Source organism: Streptomyces sp. NPDC057638, from assembly GCF_042800315.1.
Lineage (GTDB): Bacteria > Actinomycetota > Actinomycetes > Streptomycetales > Streptomycetaceae > Streptomyces.
The window spans coordinates 1-19,061 of record NZ_JBHVHF010000012.1; the positions used below are offsets into that span (position 1 = coordinate 1).

At 74.2% G+C, this 19,061-nt stretch carries 14 protein-coding genes; 6 read left to right on the plus strand and 8 right to left on the minus strand.

The window, feature by feature from the left end:
* Positions 1–100: 100 nt before the first annotated feature.
* Positions 101–1,318 carry an MAB_1171c family putative transporter gene (locus ACFVIM_RS03100; RefSeq protein ID WP_384297663.1) on the minus strand — a complete coding sequence of 406 codons (1,218 nt, stop codon included), beginning with the start codon at positions 1,316–1,318 and terminating at the stop codon, positions 101–103.
* Positions 1,311–1,883 carry a ParH-like protein gene (locus ACFVIM_RS03105; protein ID WP_384297666.1) on the minus strand — a complete coding sequence of 191 codons (573 nt, stop codon included), beginning with the start codon at positions 1,881–1,883 and terminating at the stop codon, positions 1,311–1,313. The genes ACFVIM_RS03100 and ACFVIM_RS03105 overlap by 8 nt, the downstream gene beginning before the upstream one ends.
* Before the next feature lie 602 nt (positions 1,884–2,485).
* On the opposite strand from ACFVIM_RS03105, the gene ACFVIM_RS03110 reads away from it, so the two are divergent.
* Positions 2,486–5,269, plus strand: a complete 2,784-nt coding sequence (locus ACFVIM_RS03110; protein ID WP_384297669.1) for a hypothetical protein — start codon at positions 2,486–2,488, stop codon at positions 5,267–5,269.
* Between the two features lie 233 nt (positions 5,270–5,502).
* A complete protein-coding gene (locus ACFVIM_RS03115; protein ID WP_384297671.1) occupies positions 5,503–5,988 on the plus strand; it encodes a GNAT family N-acetyltransferase in 486 nt (161 codons plus the stop codon).
* On the opposite strand, the gene ACFVIM_RS03120 is transcribed toward ACFVIM_RS03115, so the two are convergent.
* Together ACFVIM_RS03120 and ACFVIM_RS03125 are read right to left on the minus strand one after the other, a co-directional pair.
* Positions 5,958–7,226: an FAD-dependent monooxygenase gene (locus ACFVIM_RS03120; RefSeq protein ID WP_384297674.1), complete on the minus strand. Its 1,269-nt coding sequence runs from the start codon at positions 7,224–7,226 to the stop codon at positions 5,958–5,960. The genes ACFVIM_RS03115 and ACFVIM_RS03120 overlap by 31 nt on opposite strands.
* Positions 7,223–8,620: an MFS transporter gene (locus tag ACFVIM_RS03125; protein WP_384297675.1), complete on the minus strand. Its 1,398-nt coding sequence runs from the start codon at positions 8,618–8,620 to the stop codon at positions 7,223–7,225. Before ACFVIM_RS03125 ends, ACFVIM_RS03120 begins: the two co-directional genes overlap by 4 nt.
* Before the next feature lie 177 nt (positions 8,621–8,797).
* Between ACFVIM_RS03125 and ACFVIM_RS03130 the strand changes: the two genes are divergently transcribed.
* The gene (locus ACFVIM_RS03130; protein ID WP_384297677.1) at positions 8,798–9,442 is read left to right on the plus strand and encodes a TetR/AcrR family transcriptional regulator; all 645 of its coding nucleotides are present in this window, start codon (positions 8,798–8,800) and stop codon (positions 9,440–9,442) included.
* Positions 9,443–9,562: 120 nt separating this feature from the next.
* Here the strand turns inward: ACFVIM_RS03130 and ACFVIM_RS03135 are convergent, their stop codons facing one another.
* Positions 9,563–10,948, minus strand: a complete 1,386-nt coding sequence (locus ACFVIM_RS03135; RefSeq protein WP_384297679.1) for an MFS transporter — start codon at positions 10,946–10,948, stop codon at positions 9,563–9,565.
* A gap of 353 nt (positions 10,949–11,301) precedes the next feature.
* Positions 11,302–11,883, minus strand: coding sequence for a TetR/AcrR family transcriptional regulator (locus ACFVIM_RS03140; RefSeq protein ID WP_384297681.1), 582 nt, complete (start codon positions 11,881–11,883; stop codon positions 11,302–11,304).
* A gap of 454 nt (positions 11,884–12,337) precedes the next feature.
* Between ACFVIM_RS03140 and ACFVIM_RS03145 the strand changes: the two genes are divergently transcribed.
* Positions 12,338–13,525 carry an agmatine deiminase family protein gene (locus tag ACFVIM_RS03145; protein ID WP_384297682.1) on the plus strand — a complete coding sequence of 396 codons (1,188 nt, stop codon included), beginning with the start codon at positions 12,338–12,340 and terminating at the stop codon, positions 13,523–13,525.
* 67 nt (positions 13,526–13,592) lie between these two features.
* On the opposite strand, the gene ACFVIM_RS03150 is transcribed toward ACFVIM_RS03145, so the two are convergent.
* On the minus strand, positions 13,593–14,429 hold the full coding sequence (locus tag ACFVIM_RS03150; protein ID WP_384297684.1) for an alpha/beta fold hydrolase: 837 nt from the start codon (positions 14,427–14,429) through the stop codon (positions 13,593–13,595).
* Positions 14,430–14,486: 57 nt separating this feature from the next.
* On the opposite strand from ACFVIM_RS03150, the gene ACFVIM_RS03155 reads away from it, so the two are divergent.
* Positions 14,487–14,981 carry a MarR family winged helix-turn-helix transcriptional regulator gene (locus ACFVIM_RS03155; RefSeq protein WP_384297686.1) on the plus strand — a complete coding sequence of 165 codons (495 nt, stop codon included), beginning with the start codon at positions 14,487–14,489 and terminating at the stop codon, positions 14,979–14,981.
* A 427-nt stretch (positions 14,982–15,408) separates the two neighbouring features.
* Positions 15,409–16,038 carry a hypothetical protein gene (locus ACFVIM_RS03160; protein WP_384297689.1) on the plus strand — a complete coding sequence of 210 codons (630 nt, stop codon included), beginning with the start codon at positions 15,409–15,411 and terminating at the stop codon, positions 16,036–16,038.
* 496 nt (positions 16,039–16,534) lie between these two features.
* On the opposite strand, the gene ACFVIM_RS03165 is transcribed toward ACFVIM_RS03160, so the two are convergent.
* On the minus strand, positions 16,535–19,054 hold the full coding sequence (locus tag ACFVIM_RS03165; protein WP_384297691.1) for an ATP-binding protein: 2,520 nt from the start codon (positions 19,052–19,054) through the stop codon (positions 16,535–16,537).
* Between the last annotated feature and the right edge of the window lie 7 nt (positions 19,055–19,061).

Genomic DNA, 19,061 nt, shown 5'->3' on the forward strand with positions numbered 1-19,061 from the left:
CCTCCGTACCCGCCCCCCGCGGGCGGGTCGACGGGCTCGCCCGCCGTACGTACGCGCCCGGCGCGCGTCCATGACGGCCATGGCGCCCATGTCCCGGCCGTCATGGGCGCGCGAACTCCTTGCGCGCCTGGCGCCGGGTGTCCTCCACCGCGCAGGCGCGGGCGAAGGCGGCGGAGACATGGATCAGCCAGGCGGCCTCCGCGTCCATGGTGTCCCCGGCGGGGGACGAGACGGGCGCGGGGCCCGCGCGGTCCCCGTAGCGGCGTCCGGCGCGCGCGGCCTCCAGCGCCGCCGCGAGGGTGGCGGCCTCGACCGTGGCCCGCTCACAGGACGGGGAGTCGGGGTAGCGCCTCAGCGCGACCTCGACCCAGAGATGGGCCCGGGGGTCGACGTACGGGCGCAGCGTGAGATAGCCGTCGCGGATCTCGACCACCCTGCGGTAGAGCGCGAACTCCGCGAGCCCCGGCGCGATCGGCCCCGCCTCCCGCCACGAGACGCCCAGCACGGCGTCGGGTACGACCGCGTGCATCGCGGACCAGAGCGGCTCCAGCGCCCGGAAGTCGCGGTAGAGCCGGACCCAGCGGGCGGGCGCGGCGACGGCGGGGCGCCACCGTGCGGCGGTGGCGCCGAGCACGGCCAGCACCAGCGTGCACGTGCCCAGGGTCACGCCGACCGGCTGGAGCCCCGCCACCTGGCGGTGTCCCCGGACGACCTCGATAACCGCCTCGTACCCCCAGGCGCCCCAGAGCGCCCCGACCACGGCGGCGGCGCTGATCAGCCGCAGGCCGAGCCGGAGCGGCCCGGGTTCGAGACCGTTCACCCGGACATGGACGGGCAGCGCGAACAGCGCCAGACAGACGAGCGTGTACGTGGTGAACACCGCGCCCGAGGCGGCGAGCAGCGGCCACCGTCCCGGCGCGGGCACCAGACCGCCGTCGAACGCGCGGGGCCAGGCGGCGGTGAAGAGGCCCGCGCAGACCAGCAGCGCGCCGCCGGTGATCCACGCGAGCCGGCGCGGGCCGACGGTCCACCGGCCCCGCGAGGCCAGATGGCCCGCCGCGGCGGGCAGAAACGCCAGGGCGACCATCTCCAGGAGCCGGCCCCCGAGGTGGAGGGCGGGGACCACGGCGGGGACCACCCGGTGCGCGGCGTCCACGGTGGTCGGCGCGAGCAGCATCATGCCGGTGCCCATGGCGACGCCGAACCAGCCGAGCAGCCGGACGGCGGGCGCCGCGCCACCGCGCCGCGCCACCGTCAGCTGGTACCCGCCGAACCCGAGGGCGAGGACGGTCGGGAGGTAGGCGAGGACCTCACCCATCGCCGGGTACCACGGCGCCGACGAGCCAGCCCGCCTCACCGTGCTCCGGGCCGTCCCAGCTCGGCCGCGCCCCGTCGCGGGCCGCGCGGTGCAGGATCAGCGAGGCCAGCAGCTCCGCCTCGCGCTCCTGCGGTTCGGAGTAGACGGTCCGGCCCAGCACCCGGCGCACCAGCGCGTCGGAGAGCCCGGGCAGCAGCGCCCGGTGGGCCGACGCGTACACGGTCTCCCCCGCCCTGCGGTCGTGCCCGCACAACAGGTGCGCGGCCTCGTGCAGCAGGATGTGCTGGCGGTGGAAGGCGGTGGTGTCGGCGGCGCAGAGGATGTAGTCGGCGCGGTCGGTGGTCATCAGCAGCCCGCAGGGCAGGGTGTGCCCCACATCGACGGGGAGCACCTCGATGGGCCTGCCCCGCCGCTCGGCGAGCGCGGCGATGAAGGACTCGGAGGTGAACGGCCGGGGCAGCGCCAGCGCTTCGGCGATCCGGCGGGTCCGCCGCCACATACGCCGGCGAGGTCTGCCGCCCGGGACGTCCACGGCCGGGGTACGAGGGGATAAGTGGGCCTTCATGCGCTCGGTTCAACTCCCTTGTGACGGGGGCGGGCCGCGGTGGGGGCGCCCCGGTCACATTGTCCGGGACGCCCGCCGCCTGTGTCCCTCATCCCGGGCGGACCCGGCGGCGGGATGACGCCGCGCCCCTCCCTCGCCCCCGATGGCGGTACATCACCATGAAGGCGCCGCGCGCTCGCCCCGTCAACGCCACACAGGGGGCCGGTTTCGGGCGTCATGAGGGGCGCGTTCGCGCCATGACGAGCGCTGGTGCTGTCCGGACACGGAACGGCGACACCATCCGGCCGCGGAAGACCACGCCACACACACCGTCCCCGGCCACACCTGGCCCGGCCCGCCAAGCGGAGGGAGGCAAGGCCGCCCAAGAGGCTCCAAGCGGAGGGAACCGGGGGCGCGCGGGTCACGGCGGACGGCGGCGGCGGAGCCCGCACGGCGCCGCGGGCACGCGCCTTCTCGCAGATCAGCCGCATGGTGACCGGTTCATGCGCGGAGGCAACCGATCATGCCGGGGCGCCATCTCCCGGTACGGAAAGGCGCCCCCGCGCACACCGGGGCGCCCCGGCACATCCATCGACATCAGCGAGGAGACAACCATCGTGAGAATGGCCTCACGCGCGCTCACGGCCGCCCTGGCGGCCGTCGCGCTGACGGCGGGCGCCGCGCCAGGGCTGGCCCAGGCGCGGCCGGCCACCGAGTCCATACCCGGCACGCTCACCGGAACGGCCACGGCCGCCGGCGAGCGGTTGCCGAAGGGGTGGCGCGTCGACGGCGGCGAGCTGGTCTGGAGTTCCCCGGAAGCGGTGGGCATGGGCGCCTCCCGGGTCGAGTTCCGCTCCGGGGACCGCTTCCTCGGCTTCCCGGCCGCCTCCGAGGACCACCGCACCTTCCGGCTGAGCCTCGCCGGGGTGAAGGTCGGCGCGGTGAGCGAGCTCCAGGTGGTCGCCGGTCAGCGACGGCTGGACGCCGCGGGGGCGGACCAGGCGCCCGGCCAGCGGCGCGCACCGGCCGCGGCCGTGCCGCAGGACCCGCTGCCGCCGAACCCGGTCGATCCGGGCGTCGCGGGGAAGTACCGCACCACCAGCGGTGAGTACACCCTGAAGTCGGTGAAGCTGCCGGGTTACGCCGCGCCGATCGAGATGAAGGCCACCGTCGTCGGACCGACGGACGCGCCGGGCAAACGGCCGCTGGCGCTCTTCCTCCACGGCCGTCACGCCACGTGCTACAAGCCGGGTTCGGACGAACCGGGCATGGAGTGGCCGTGCCCGACGGGCCAGAAGGCGATCCCGAGCTACCGGGGCTATCTGCACGACCAGAAGCGCCTCGCCTCGCAGGGCTATGTCACGGTCTCCATCTCCGCGAACGGGGTGAACGCGCAGGACGCGATGACCGCCGACGCGGGGGCGCAGGCCCGCTCCTCCCTGGTGCGCCAGCACCTCGGCCGCTGGGCCCAGTGGGGCAAGGACCCGGCGAAGGCCCCCAAGGCCGTGCGCGCCGCCGACCCCGCCGACCTGAACCAGGTGCTCCTGGTCGGCCACTCCCGTGGTGGCGAGGGCGTCAACCGGGCGGCCCTCGACAGTGTCTCCCCGCCACCGTCCGCCGAGGAGGGCTACCGGGGCCCGGTGGAGTGGCGGATCCGGGGCACGGTCCTGATCGGCCCCACCATCTTCGGGCAGAACCCCGCCGACGGGGTCCCCTCCATGACCATCCTGCCGGGCTGTGACGGCGATGTGAGCGACCTCCAGGGCCAGATGTACCTGGACGCGACGCGTGGCGTGGGCAAGAGCCGCGCCCTGCACAGCGCGGTCTACATGGTCGGCGCGAACCACAACTTCTTCAACACCGAGTGGACGCCCGGCCAGGCCGAGGCCCCGGCCAACGACGACTTCTGGGACGACGAGGACAACCCGGACGCGGTCTGCTCCGCCAAGGCCAAGACCCGGCTGACCGCCCGGCAGCAGCAGCAGGCGGGCACCACCTACATCGCCGCCGCCGCGCGGCTCTTCCTCGCGGGTGACGACCGGGTCCGTCCGCTCCTCGACGGCTCGGACCGCAGCGCCCCCTCGGCGGGCAAGGCCCGGGTGTACACCCACGCCGTCGGCGGGCACCGCACCCCGGCGATCTCGCCGGACGGTCCCCTCACGGTGACGAACGCCCGGGTGTGCGAGCAGATCACGTCCAGCAACGCGCGGGCCTGCCTCAAGCGGTCCGAGTCCGGTCTGTCGCCGCACTTCGCGTCCTGGGGCGGTGTCTCCGACGAGCCGGGCCGCAACGCGGTCCTGGCCCGCTGGACGAAGCCGGGCACCCCGGTCACGCTGACGCCCCAGCGCTCCTTCTCCCTGGCCGGCTCGGACTCGCTCGCGCTGCGGGTGATCGTGCCGCCGAACACCCGGGGCACCCAGCTCGACGTGGCCCTGACGGACGCGTCCGGCAAGCGGGCGAAGCTCGGTCAGGTCACCGTCGACGGCCTTCCCGGCACCGACATCACGACCGCCCACTGGGCCCGTGAGGTCCGCGTTCCGCTGAAGGCGGCCGTCACCGCCGGTCTGGACCTCAAGCGGGCGAAGGCGCTGGAGCTGACCCCGCGCACCACCTCCGGCCGGTTCTGGCTGGTGGACGCCTCGGGCTGGCGCCCGGGCACCGCGGCGGTGCGCCCCGGCACGCTCCCGCGCGTCGACATCGGCCAGCTCGCGGTGCGGGAGGGCGACTCCGGCACCCGTACCTACACGGTGCCGGTGAAGGTCACCGGCAAGGGCACCGGCACGGTCAAGCTGGCGGTGATGGACCCGGCGACGTACAAGAGCACGGTCCGCACGGTGGCCGTCCGGGCGGGCGCCCCCGTGGACGTGTCGATCGCGGTCAAGGGCAACAACCGCTACAACTACGACCTTCTGCACGAGGTCGCGGCCAAGGCCGTCACCGGCACGGCGATCGGCGGCGCCACCGGCGGGGTGCTCGTCCAGAACGACGACGCCAAGCCGACCATCACCGTGACCCCGGTCGCCGACTCGGTCACCGAGGGCCAGAAGCTCACCTGGAAGGCCACGCTCTCCCGGCCCGCCGACACCTATGTGGAGGCGGCGTTCGCGCTGCTGCCGGTGCGCGAGGGCACCGAGCTGTCGACGAAGGACGTCGACGCGAACTGGCTGGCCGAGCACATCGGCGAGCCCGACCCGGTCCGGCCGCTCTCCGACGGTGACAGCTCTGTGTGGACCTACATCGAGCCGGGCACGAAGAGCACCGAGGTGTCCGTGCCCACCATCACCGACACCCTGGCCGAGTCGGAGGAGTCCCTGCGGATGCGGGTGTACACCTACGACGAGAACGGCGACAAGGTGAAGGGCCCGCTGCTGACGGGCAAGGTCAAGGACGCGGCGCGCCAGCGCTGACGACCGGACACCTCCCCCGTACGCGCCAGTGCTGCCGACCCGCAGCACTCCCGTACATGTCGGCGCTGACAACCGGACACCATCCTCGTCCGCACCGGCGCTGACGGCCGGGCAGCACTCCCGTACCACCTGATCGATGGCACCGGTCCCCGCGGGGGCCGGTGCCATCGGCATGAGCGGCGGCGGCCGAAACCCGGGTGCGCCCCGCCGCCCACCGTGCTACCCACGGCCCCATGGACGACCTCATGACACCCCGGCTCACCCTGCGTCCGCTGACCGTCGCCGACGTCATGGCGCTGATCGCCCGCGCCCCGGCACCGGGGAGCCGCTGGGCACCCGGCTATCCCCTGGACGGCGACATCACGGCGGCGCGGCGCCTGCTGGACCACCCCGGGGAGCATCCGGGGGTCTACGAGATCCGCCACCGCGCGGACGGGTCGGCGATCGGCGGGGTCGGTTTCCACGGCCCCGCCGACCCGTGCGGAGCCCTCACGGTCGGCTATGGGCTGATCCCCTCGGCCCGTGGCCGGGGCTACGCCGCCGAGGCCCTGCGCGCCGTCCTGGCCTCCGCCCGCGAGCGCGGCTTCACCCGGGTGCGGGGCGACGCCGACCACGACAACCCGGCCTCGCACCGCGTGATGGTGTCGGCGGGGATGCGCCGGGTCTCGGCCGACGAGCGCGTGGCGTACTACGAGACCTCCTGGCACCGGCCGTCCTGACACCCGCGCCCCGCGCTCCCGGCGTCGCTCGCGGAGGTGAACTCCGGCAGGGTGAGGGCCGCGTGGGCCGCGGTTCCCGCCGTGGCGGGCCGGGCGCCGAGCCCGCGCAGTCGGGCGTTGCGCCGCTCCAGGTCCCGCGCGGTGGCCGGGACGAGCGCGGCGCCGCCCTCCCGGACCAGGTCCTGGTTCGCGGTCACGAACGCGCGGGTGGTCCGTTCGTAGGCGGCGAACCCGGCGGTGTGGTCCCGGTCGGCGAGGGAACCGGCGAGCATATACGCGCCGACGAGCGCGAGGCTGGTGCCCTGTCCGGTGAGGAACGAGGGCGCGTACGCGGCGTCGCCCACCAGCGCGACCCTGCCCCGGGACCAGCGGGGCATACGGATCTGGCCGACGGTGTCGGCGTACAGGTCGTCCGCGTCGCGCAGGGCGGCGAGCAGGCCGGGGAGCTCCCATCCCGCGTCGGCGAAGACCGAGGCGACCAGGTCCCGCTGGGCCTGCGGGTGACGGGACACCTCGTACGACGGCTCCGGGTGGGCGAAGGTCAGGAGGGCGTGGACCGCGTCGCCGTCCCCCACGGAGTAGAGGGCGGCGGCCCGGCCGGGGGCGTTCCACAGCACCACCTCGCGGCAGCGGCCGAGGGGGGCGGGCAGGGTGAACCCGGCGAAGCGGTAGCCGAGGTAGCGGTGGAATTGCTCCTCCGGTCCGAACACGGACGCCCGGGTGCGGGAGTGCAGCCCGTCCGCGCCGATCACCATGTCGAACGTCCGCGTACCGCCGCCGTGGAAGGTGACGTCGGCCCCGTGACCGGACTGGTCCAGGGTCGCGACGGAGTCGCCGAACACGAACTCCACGTCGTCACGGACGGCGGTGTACAGGGCCTCGGTCAGCTCTCCGCGCCGTACCTCCAGGTCTCCGGCGACCCCGCCGGTGACGAGGTGCGGGTCGACCGAGGCCACCTCGTCGCCGTCCCCTTCGAGGAAGGTCAGCGCGCGCAGCTCGATATGCGCGCCCTGGAGGCGCGGCAGGATGCCCATCCTGCGGACGACCTCCCGTGCGGTGCCGCGGATGTCGACGGGGTACCCGCCGTTCCGCGGCGCGCCCGCCTTCTCCACCACCGTGACGGCGAACCCGTAGCGGTCCAACCAGTACGCGAGGGCGGTCCCCGCGACACCGGCCCCGGATATCAGGACGGTGCGCGGCGCCGTACGGCTGTCTCGCACCGCGTCGGTACGGGTCATTTCATGGCTCCTCTGGTCAGGGTGCGGGCGACGGGCAGGGAGAGCGCCGTGAGGGCGCCCGCGATGACGAAGCCGGTGATGAAGGCCGACGCGGCCGGGACATCGGACCCGGAGGGGGTGGCGGCGGTGAGGATCGCCCCGCTGATCTGCACCCCCACGGCGTAGCCGACCACACGCGTCACCAGGACCAGGCCGGTGGCGATGCCCGTCTCACGCCGGTCGACGGCCATCGCGGTGCCGGTCACCAACGCCGTCACACACAGGCCGTTGGCGAGCGCGATCAGCGCCTTGGCGACGACGAGGTGCCAGACCTCGGTGTGGGCGGCCGCCAGGGCGAACAGGGCGGCGGTCATGAGGACGGCCCCGCCGGTGACCACGGCGCGCGAACCGAGGCGCCGGACCCCGATCCCGCTCAGCGGCCCCGCCAGCGAGGCGGCCACGGCGCCGGGCAGCAGGAAGAACCCGATCTCGGTGGCACCGGCCCCGAAGCCATGGGCTTCACCGTCCACCGCGAACAGCTGCGGGATGAGATGCACCGCCATCGCGGTACCGGCGCACAGGGTGAACGTCAGTACGCACGACCTCCACACCGCAGGGCGTGCCAGCAGGCGCGGATCGACCATCGGCGCGGGCGCACGGCGCTCCACGGCGACCCATCCGGTCGCGAGGGCGGCCAGGACCAGCACGAGGGCGAGCAGTACGAGGGGCCGCGCGCCGATGTCGGGCGCCAGCGCGAGGACGAGCATCAGCGTGACCAGCGTCCCGCTCAGCAGGGCCAGACCGGGCCAGTCGACGCCGTACCCCTGGGGACGGCCCGGCGGATCGTCCGGTAGCAGGGCGTTGACCAGCAGGGTCGACCCGATGACCGCGATCGTCGGCAGCGCGAACATCCAGTGCCGGGAGAGCCCTTCGGCCACCGGCCCGGCCGCGAGCGTCCCCGCCATCCCGCCGCCCACGAACAGTCCGCTGACCGTGCCGATGGCCACCTGGGACGCCCTGGCCGGGAGGTGTTCGCGCACCAGGATGAAGGACAGGGGCAGCGCGCCCACCATCGCGCCCTGGAGTATCTGACCGAGCAGCAGCACCGGCAGGTTCGGTGCCAGGGCGGAGACCAGACCACCGGCGCACACCACCGCCATCAGCCGGATCAGGACCCGTTTCCCGCCGTAGCGGTCGCCTAACGAGCCCGCGACCGGGGTGATGAGCGCGCCGGTGACGAGGAGGACGATGCTGAGCAACGCGCCTTCGGCGGGGCTCATGTCCAGTTCGCGCTGGAGCAGCGGGAGTGTCGGTGTCACCACCGACTCCAGGGCGCCGGTGGCGACCGCCAGCGCGCCGAGGGCGCCGACGGCGGCCTTCCCGGCGCGGACCGGGGGAGCCAGAGTCTCGGTCATACAGGCCCTTTCCGTCATGGCCGGGCGCGGATCGGTCCGGCCGTACGCGTGACGCGCCGCCCCAGGCAGGGGGGTTCCTCAACCGGGGCCGCGGCCGTCCGGCGCGGGGACACCCATGGCTCGCCCGCAACAGAAATTACACTACACCGTGCAGTGTAGGACGGCTACGATAGGACCATGCCGACCACGAAGACGACCACGAAGCCCCTGCGCGAGGGAGCCACCCCGAAGCGGGCCGCCATCCTCACGGCAGCCCGCGAACTCTTCCTCGCCGACGGGTTCGACCGGTCCAGCGTCGACGCGGTCGCCGCCCGCGCGGGAGTGTCCAAGCGGACGGTCTACGACTACTTCGGCGACAAGCGGACCCTGCTGCGCGCGGTCGTCGACGCGGTGGGCCAGTCCCTGGTCACCACCATCCGGCGCACCCTCGACGAGACCCTCAGTGACGTCACCCGGGACGCCGAACTCGAGGAAGCGCTGGTCACGTTCTCGATGCGGATCGCGACCGACATGCTCGACTCGGCGGAGTACGCGACCCTGCGGCGGCTGGTCGGGGCGGAGTCCGGTCATCTGCCGCACCGGGGCTACAACCCCATGGCCGACACCCCCGACGAGGTGATCGCCGCACGGTTCGCCGCCCTCACCACGGCCGGGCTGCTCGACGCTCCCGACCCCCGGCTCGCGGCCGACCAGTTCACCGCGCTGACCTTCGGTGTCGCGCTGGACCGGCTCGGTTCCGCGAACGCCGCGGCGGACTCCCGGGTGCGGCCGCTGATCGTCGAGGGCGTGCGGACCTTCCTCCGCGCGTACCGACCGCGCTGAGGCCGTACGAGGAGAACGCCCCCGATCCGTACGAGGGGAACGCCCGGCGCCCCTCCCCCACGGAGCCCCCGGACGGATACGGAGCCGCCCGCACCGGCACCTGACCGGGCGGGCGCGGGCTCACCCGGCGCGGACCCGCCCGGAGAGCAGCAAGGGCAGCGAGCCCGGTACGAGCAGCAGCGCGAAGGCGAGGGCGTAACCGGTCATATCGTCGACCCCGGCGGCGAGGCCCACATTCAGCGCGGCCGCGAAGAGACCGAGGACGGTGATCTGACCCAGGTTCATCGTGGTCTGCATCGCCCCGCTGGCGTAACCCCGTCGGCCCGGCGGGCTGTGGGAGAGCGACAGCACGACCAGGGACGGCTCCAGCACGCCCATGCCCGCGGCGGCCACCAGCATGGCGGCGCCCGCGGTGAGCCGGGGCACCTCGGGCAGGGTGCCGACGACGGCGATGGCCACCGCCAGCGCCAGCAGCACCGAGCCGATGGCGACCAGCCGGTGCCGGGGCCAGTGCTCCAGCAGCCGCCCCTGGACGAAGGAGGCGGCGGCCCAGATCACCGCGGCGCCCGTGAAGAAGAGTCCCACCGTCACGGCGGGTGCCCCGCGTGCGTCGATGAGCATCAGGGGGACGAACGCCTCGATGGTGAAGAAGGTGCCCGAACCCATGCCGCGCAGCAGCACGGTGGCGGGCAGTCCCCGGGCGGCGCGCCAGGTGCCCGGGGGCAGCAGCCGGGGCGCCAGGACCGCCAGGAGGGCGAGCGCCCCGAGCGCGAAGATCCCGTGCTGCGGGCTCCAGCCGGAGACACCGTACTGCCCGAGGGCCGCGCCGACGCTCACCACGGCCGCGGTGAACAGCGCCGGGCGCGGCGCCTTCTCGTCCACCGGGGCGTCGCCGCCCGCCCAGGCGCGCTTGCGCACCACGACCACCAGCGCGAGTGAGGGCAGCACGGTCAGAGCGGCGAGGACGTAGAACACGGCCCGCCAGGACCACCACTCGGTGACCAGCCCGGCCAGCGGGGGTCCGGTCAGGGACGGGATGACCCAGCTGGTGCTCATCAGGGCCATGGCGCGCGGGCGCAGCCGGTCCGGGTACGCCTCGCCGATCGCGGTGTTGATGGAGACCGCGACCATCCCGGCGGCGAGACCGTCCAGGAACCGTCCGGCGACGAGTTGCCAGATGGTGGTGCTGGAGGCGGCGACGAGCAGGGTCACGACGGTCAGCGCCATGCCCGCCGCGAGGGGACGGCGGGCTCCGGCCCGGTCCGCCCAGTTGCCGCCGAGGACGCCCCCGAGCAGGCTCGCCGCCACGAAGGACCCCGCCACCAGCGGGAACAGGGAGACGCCGTCGAGTTCTCTGGCCGCCGTGGGCAGGGTGGGCACCACCGCGAGCGCGGCGAACCCGGTGAGGAACATGGTGGCGGAGAAGCAGATGGTCGCCACCGCGTAGGGCCGGGAGAAGAGGCCGTCCTGGGGCTTCCCGGGCGGCGCCAGTGTGCCGTCAGCCATCAGGCGGTGCCGCCGGTCATCAGAGGAACACCCTTCGCTCGGTCATGTCAGCACAGGAGGAAGGGCGTTGGCGCGCCCTGCCCTCGAAGCACCCCGAACGTGCCCGGCGCGTCGGCCGCCGCGCCGGTCCAGGGTCGCTGGAGCAACTTAGAAGACCCCTTCGAGTCGGTCAAACAGATTTTCGACCGGCGGTCTGGGCCACGGCGGGTCCGGTGGCGAGGTCCATCGCGTCAGCGCGGCGGATGCCGGGCGACCCGCGCGGGCGGAAGGCGTCGAGGTGCGTACGCGCCCGGTCCCAGCAGGCGCCGATCCCAGCAGGCGCTGATCCCAGCGGGCGCCGATCCCAGCGGGCGTCAGTCCCGCTGGAGCCCGGCCAGTTCGGCGTCGATCGCCCCGCGCATCAACTGCCGCGCGTGACCGATCCGGACGCCTCCGCTCAGCCAGCGGACACTCAGCCCCTCCAGGAGCGCGGTCAGCCGTTCGGCGGCGTCGGCGAGAGCCGAGGCCGGTGCCAGCGGCTCCACCCGGCCCAGCAGCGCGGCGATCTCCTGGACCCAGACCAGCGTGGCCTTGGCCAGGTCCTCCCGCAGCACCTCGTCGAAGACGGCGCTCGCCCTCAGTTCGCCCCAGGCCGAGCTGTTCTCCCGTACCTCCGCGGTGTCCTGGAGCTCCAGCAGCAGGGCCTCCTCCAGCTCCTCGCGGGCGGTGGGCGGCGGGGCGTCCGGGTCACGCCCGGTGGTGTAGCGCTCGGCACGGTCGTTGATGTACTCCAGGGTCTGGCGCAGCACCCCGGTGCGGTCCTTGAAGTGGTAGTAGATCAGGGCGGTGGACACACCGGCCTCGGCCGCCAGCTCCTCCACCCGCAGTCCGCGGACCCCGCGCCGGGCGATCACCCGGGCGGCCGCTTCGAGGATCTGAGTGCTGCGTGACGCCATGACCCGCACCCTACCCGGGCGTTTCGGCCGCGGCGCACACGGTGTGTCCCGGCCAGGGGCGGCCGCCACCAGGGAGAACCGTCCTGGGAGGCGGGCCGGGGCGCTCTGGCCCACCTCCCGAAGCAGCTCCTCAAGATCCTGACTACTTTTTCAGTCCAGGATTCCGGCAGATCCAGCAGATTCCACCTGGGTGGATCTCACTTTCACCCGATATCGCCGCCATCAAGCGCTCGACAGGAGAACCCAGGATCCTGCGCCAGTGACACCACCTCCTCATTTGACTGAAAATTCAGTCAGTGTCAGAGTGAGGACACGGCCGCATCGCTTCCCCGCCCCGTACCGGTCGTTCACGCGGCGGAAAGCGCACCGTTGTCCCCAGGGAGCACAGGGCCCGTCCGCCCGCGTCGCTCCCGGCCGGAGGCATGTGCCCGGCCAGCCCACGAACGGAGTTCCCGTGTCCTTCTTCCGCCCCACCCGTCGGACCACCCGCCGGACCGTCCTGCGCGCGCTCGGCGGGCTCGGCGCCCTCACCTTCGGCGCCGCGGCCTGCGGACCCGCCAAGCCCGCCGAACTCACCGCGCGGTCCGGCGCGGCCTCCCGCCCCCCGGAGCCCTCCCCGGCCGGCCGGAAGCGGCGGCTGGGCGCGGAGTGGGAGAGCCACACCCGTACGTTCATGGCCTGGCCCGCCCTGGCCGCCGGGGTGTGGGAGGAGGACCTGCGGTACGTACGCCAGGACATCGCGCGGATCGCGCGGGCGATCGGCGAGTACGAGGAGGTCGTGATGATGGCGCGGCCCGCCCAGGTGGCCGCCGCCCAGCGCGCCTGCGGCTCCCAGGTCGAGGTCATCCCGCTGGCCGTCGACGACCTCTGGGCCCGTGACACCGTCCCCGTCTTCGTCGAGGAGGAGGGCAAGGTGATCGGGGTCGACTTCAACTTCAACGGCTGGGGCGGCAAACAGGAGCACACCAACGACGCTCGGGTCGGCCGGCGGCTGCTCCAGGAGTACCGGATCCCCCGGATCCAGGCGCCCCTCGTCTCGGAGGGCGGCTCCTTCGAGTGCGATGGCGAGGGCACCCTGCTGATCACCGAGAGCTCGATCGTCAACGACAACCGCAATCCGGGGAAGTCGCGCGACACCATCGAGGCGGAGCTGAAGCGGAGCCTGGGCGTCGAGAAGGTGATCTGGCTGGCCGGTGTGCGGGGGCAGGACATCACCGACGCGCATGTGGACAGCCTCGTACGCTTCACCGAGCCCGGTGTGGTCCTGCTGGACCGCGCGCACCCCGGCACCCCGCCGGACTCCTGGTCCCGCTCCGCCGACCAGGCGAAGTCGGTCCTGTCCCGGACGACCGACGCCCGTGGCCGACGCTTCGAGATCATCGACCTGCCCCAGCCCGATCCGGACCGGATCGAGGGCGAGGGCGATGACTTCCTCTCCTCGTACGCCAACTTCTACATCGCCAACGACGCGGTGTTCCTGCCCAGGTTCGGCGACCGGAAGGCGGACGGCCGCGCCCGGGGAATCCTCCAGGAGCACTTCCCCGACCGGGATGTCGTGCCGATCGTGATCGACACGATCGCCTCGGGCGGCGGAGGCATCCACTGCGCGACGCACGACCAGCCGGGCAGGCCCGCCGCCTGAGCCCCCGGCCGCCCGGGGGCTCCCTGCCACGCGGGGCTCCCGGCCACGCGGGGGCTCCCGCCTCGCCTCAGCCGACCGGGGGAAGACCCTCCAGGAACTCCGCGAGGATCGCGTCGAAGACCTCCGGCCGTTCCATGTTCGGATAGTGGGCGGTCCGCTCGACCACCGCCGTCCGCCCGTCCGGCACCTCACGCACCAGGCGTCCCGCCATCCGCAGATGGTCCTCCGAGTCGATCCCGCCGTTGACGGCGAGCACCGGCACGGTGATCTCCGACAGCCGCTCCCAGGTCCGGGACACCGGCGTCGGCCGCGTACCCCCGCCCACGCCGGGTGTGGCGAGGGTACGCCAGACCATGGCCCGCAGGGCGTCCACCACCGCGGAGCCGACCTCGGCGAGGCTACGGCGCGGACCGGCCGCGAAGTCCAGGAACCGCTCGACCGCGCCCGGGGCGTCACCCGCCCCCAGCAGCCGCTGGAACTCCGCCAGCACCCCGGTGGTCCAGGGGTCACGGAAGTCGGGCTCACTGGTCCCCACCCCGCTCACCACCAGGGCCCGCACCAGCGAGGGGTGCTCCAGGGCGGTGTCGGTGGCGATCCCGCCACCCAGGGAGACCCCGGCCACCACGGCGGGGCCGCAGCCGAGGTGGCGCAGGAGCGCGGCGACGTCGTCGGCGTGCCGGAAGGGGGCGCTCGGGCCGGCCGAGCCACCGTGCCCCCGGACATCCAGGGCGATCACCCGGTGGGTCCGGGCGAAGCGGTCGATCTGCGCCTCCCACATCGTGTGGTCCAGGAGGCCGCCGTGGAGCAGGACCAGCGGCTCCCCCGTACCGCGGTCGCGATAGGCGAGGGGGCCGCCGCCGGTCGGGAACACGCACGGGCCGTCGAGGGGAATCCGATCACTCATGACAACCAAGGTGTCATTTCCCCGCCGAGATGACAACCAAGGTGTCAAAATGGCACGGTGACCGAGACGCGCGGAGAACCGCTGCCCCCCGATGACCTCGCCGACCGCCTCACCGAGGTACTCGGCCTGACCGGCCTCCTCTACCGGCGGGTCCTGCGCGCGGTGGAACGGACGGCCCCGGCGCAGGGGCTCTCCGTCGGCGTACGGACCGTGCTCGACCTGCTGCGTGGACAGGGCCCCCTGACCGTCCCGCAGATGAGCCACCACCAGGCCCTCAGCAGACAGTTCCTCCAGCGGATGGTGCACGAAGCGGCGGGCCTGAGGTTCGTCGAGATCCGGCCCAACCCGGCCCATCGGCGGTCGCCGCTGATCCATCTGACGGACGAGGGGCTCGCGGCGATCACCGCGGTCACCGCACGCGAGCGGGCGGCCCTGCGCGAGACGGGCGGCGACCTCACCGAGGCCGAGGTGGCCGCGTGCGTCCGGGTGCTCGACCAGATGCTCACACTCTTCGACGACGGCCGGGGACCCGAGGGAACCGGCCCCGCCTAGGCCCGGCGGTACCCCTTACCCCAGGGCGTAGCGGTGGCCCCGGAGGCGGACGGCGCGCCGCCGCACGGACACGACCGGGAACGTCTCCGCCGCGGAGCCGGACCCGGCCGGGCGGGGCCGCGTCGCCACCGGCTCACCCGCGCACCACGCACCACGCACCACGCACCGGCAGAAGTACGGCGAGCCCACTTCTGCCGGTGGGACTGCCTGGCCAGGCAGCGGCCCGTCGCGGTTGGATCGGGCGTGTTCGGATCTGGGAGGGATCGGGGGCCCTCCCATGTCCGACCGTTCGCCGCCCGCCGCCGCGCTCGACGAAGAGCCGCGCGGCGGGTGACGGCGCGCACGTCCGCGCCCGGCTCTTCCGACCGTACGGCCGAACGGACCGGCCGCCCGGCGGGCGCTCCCTCACTCAAGGGAGGAACCTCTCGTGCAGGTCACCGCACTGCTCCCACGCCGGATACGGAAGCGCCGCAGGAACCTGTGCGCCATCCTGACGGGGCTGTGCTCCGCGGGGATGATCATGGGCGCCCAGACGGTCGCCCCGGAGCGGGACGGGACCCGGAGCCCGGCCCAGGACCGGGCACAGGTACAGAGCCGACAGAGCCACACACCTACGGATCCACGGCGGGACACGGGCGGCGGGGTCCAGCCCATCAGACCAGCCGCACCAGCCGCACCCGTCCCGGCGGCCTCCGGCTTCCGGCTGCGGGACCCGCTGTGGACGACATCGCACATCAGGACCGGCGATCGGGACGAGCCGCACAACATGGGACTGGTGGTCGGCTATCTCACCCCGCCCGGACACAATCCCTACACCCGGGGCGACTGGATCGGCATCCACCCGGTACGGGCCGGGGCGACCCCGGACAACCGTGTCTTCTGGGAGTGGGTGTGCCCGAACGCGGAGAACCGCTGCACCTCCTTCGGCGCGGCGGCGATCGGGGTCGGCGACAACCGGATCGCCTCCGGCCAGACCTACACGATCGCCTACTGGAAGGGCGGGACGCGGACCGGCGGAAGACCGGCCGCGACGATCGAGTGGGTGGTTCCGTGGTAGCCACCACCCCGGGTGATCCCCCGCGACGGCGCGCCCTCCGTCACGTACCACGGGCGCCGTCGCGTCCACCCGGCATATCCCCGCCCTCCCTCAGGCGCTGACTTCCACCACCACGCCGCCGCATCCCGGGGCAGGTGCGGACGCGGCGGCTCCGGAGCCACGAGGTGCGACTCGTCGGCTCGCGTACCCGGTTCCGTGGCGGCCTCCCCAAGCCGCCCGGAACCGGGTACGGCGCGTCTCCGCCCGGAACCGGGCCGGGGGCGCCTCCGACGGATCGTGCCGGGCTCGCGTGCCTCCCCCTGGGCCTGGCGGCCCGGGCGGTACCCCCACCCCTGGACCAGACGCCCGGAGCGGTACCCCCACCCCTGGACCTGGCGGAGGGAGCGGTACCCCCGCCCCTGGTCCTGGCGGAGGGAGCGGTACCCCCGCCCCTGGTCCTGGCGGCCGGTACAGGACGTGCTCCCTGCACTGGCCCGGCCCGGCGGAGCACCCGCGCTCATCCCAGGGGCGCCCGGTCGTCGGCGGACGGCGGGCGCCCGTCGAGTTCGCTCAGGGCGAGGACGGCCTCGGCGTGCCGGGGGTGGTTGACGGCGCCGAGCGCGGCCTGGGCGGCGCTCAGGGTCTCCCGGGCCTCCGGGTGCCCCAGCGCGAGCAGCACATGGGCCAGATCGAGCCGGGCGGTCGCGGTCCAGGAGAGCGCCCGCGCGGTGTCGAAGTGGAGCAGCGCCGCCCGTACCAGGGCCTCCGCCTCGCCCCACCGGCCCAGCGCGGCGAGGTCGTTGCCCTTCTGCTGCTGGGCGAAGGCGTGGTAGAAGGCGACGAGTTCGGCCGACTGTCCCGGCACCCCGGCACCGGAGATCGCCTCGCTGCGCTCATGGATGGCGAGGGCCTCCTCCGCCCGGCCCGCCCGGCGCAGATGGCTCCCCAGGATGTTGAGGGTGGTGAGTTCCGCGAGGCGGGCCTCGCCCGAGGGCTCGGCGCCGAGCCGGGCCGCCGCCTCACGGAACCGTACGAAGGACTCCTCGACCCGGCCCAGCCGGTGCAGGGCGCCCGCCCCGTATCCGAGACCCCAGCCCTCCTGGAGTCCGTCACCGATCTCGCGCGCCACGGCGAGTGCGGCGTCGGCCCAGGTCAGCCCGGTGGCGGGGGAACGCAGACAGACATTGTGGGCCCAGGCGAGATAGTTCAGATGGACGGCCTCGTCCGGTCTGCTGCCCAGGGCGCGGGCGGCGTCGACGGAGGTCTGGAAGACCTCCGCCCACATCTCCCAGTGCTGGGTGATGTCGGAGAACCAGTGCATGGCCCGTGCCGTGTCGAGGACCCGCCGGTATGCGCCCCGCCCGTGGGCGTGGTGCAGGGCGGCGAGCCACTGGGCCCGCTCCGCCTCCAGCCAGAGCTGGGCCGAGGGGCGGTCGGCGGGAGCGCTCGGCGGATCGGGGTCACCCTCCGGCGTACGGGCCGGTCCGCCACGGTCCCGGGCCCGGGTGTCGCGACGGGGGTCACGGGCACCACGCTGGTGGTCACGCCCCGGGTCACGCTCGCGGTGGTCCTGCTCGCGGTCACGGTCGGACCCGCTGGTGGCGCCGTCACCGTCCGATCCCCCGGCCCCATGGTCGGCGTGGAAGCGCAGCGCGGCCGCGGTGGCGCGGCGCAGTATCCAGTGGGTGGCCCGGTCCTGGGCGGCGTCGCACTCCCCGGTCCCGTCCTCCTCCGCCGCCCGCTCGGCGGCGAAGAGCCGGATCAGATCGTGGAAGCGGTACCGCTCGGCGACGGGATCGGGGTGCAGCAGCCCGGCGTCGGTCAGTTCCTCCGCGTACCGGGCCGCCGCCGCGAGCGGCAGATCCGCCAGCAGGGCGGCGGTCTCGGGGCTGAAGTCGGGACCCCAGGCGAGGGAGGCCCGGCGGAACAGGGTGCGCGCGCCGGGGCCGAGATGCTCGTACGAGAGCGCGAAGGCGGCCCGCACCCTCAGCTCTCCGGCGCTGAGGGCGTCCAGACGGCGTCCGCGCCGGGCGAGTTGGGCGACCAGTTTGGACAGGCGCTCCTCCGGCCGTGCGGCGAGCCGCTGTCCGGCGATGCGGACCGCCAGCGGCAACTGCCCGCACAGATCCACGAGATCACGCGCGGCCTGGGCCTCCCGCTGGACGCGCGGGAGGCCGACGATACGGGTGAGCAGCGCGACGCCCTCCTCCCGGCGGAGCAGGCCCAGCCGGGCGCGGTGCACCGCTTCGAGACCGGCCAGCGCCTGCCGGCTGGTGACGATGGTCAGCGAGGTCCCGGTCCCGGGGAGCAGCGGCCGGACCTGGGCCTCGTCGGCCGCGTTGTCCAGCAGGAGCAGGAGCCGCCGCGCGCCGGTCAGCGACCGCAGCAGGCCCGACCGTTCCTCGGTCCCGGCCGGGATGGCGCCCTCGGCGACGCCCAGGGCCCGCAGTAACCGGGCCAGCGCCTCTCGTACGGGGAGGGGCCTGGGATCCATCCCCCGCAGGTCCAGGGCGAACTGCCCGTCGGGGAAGCGCGGCACCAGCTGGTGCGCGGCGTGCACGGCGAAGGAGGTCTTGCCGAGACCCGGCTGACCGCAGACCAGGACCACCGGCGGCTGGGTGCGGTCGGTGTCCGCCGCCAGCGTCAGCAGCTCGGCGAGGGCGGGTCCGCGGGCGGTGAAGTCCCCGAGGTCACGCGGCAAGGCCAGGCCGCTGGCGGCCGGGCGGGCGTCCGCGGTACGGGTATCGGCCGGGCGGGTGTCCGCGGTACGGGTGTCGGCCGTACGGGGCCGGGCACGCCCACGGTGCGCGGCCCGCTCCAGCCGCTGGGCCTCGGGGGGCTCCAGCCCCAGGGCGTCGGCCAGCGCCCGCAGGGTCCGCCGCTGGGGGCCACGGGAACGCCCGCGTTCCATGTCCGCCAGCGCGCGCACACTCACCCCGGAGGCATGGGCGAGCTCTTCCTGGCTGAGGCCCGCGCGCTGGCGTGCCTCCCGTAGGAGCCGCGCGAGCTCCCCCATCGCGGATGCGTCCGCCGTCATCGTCATA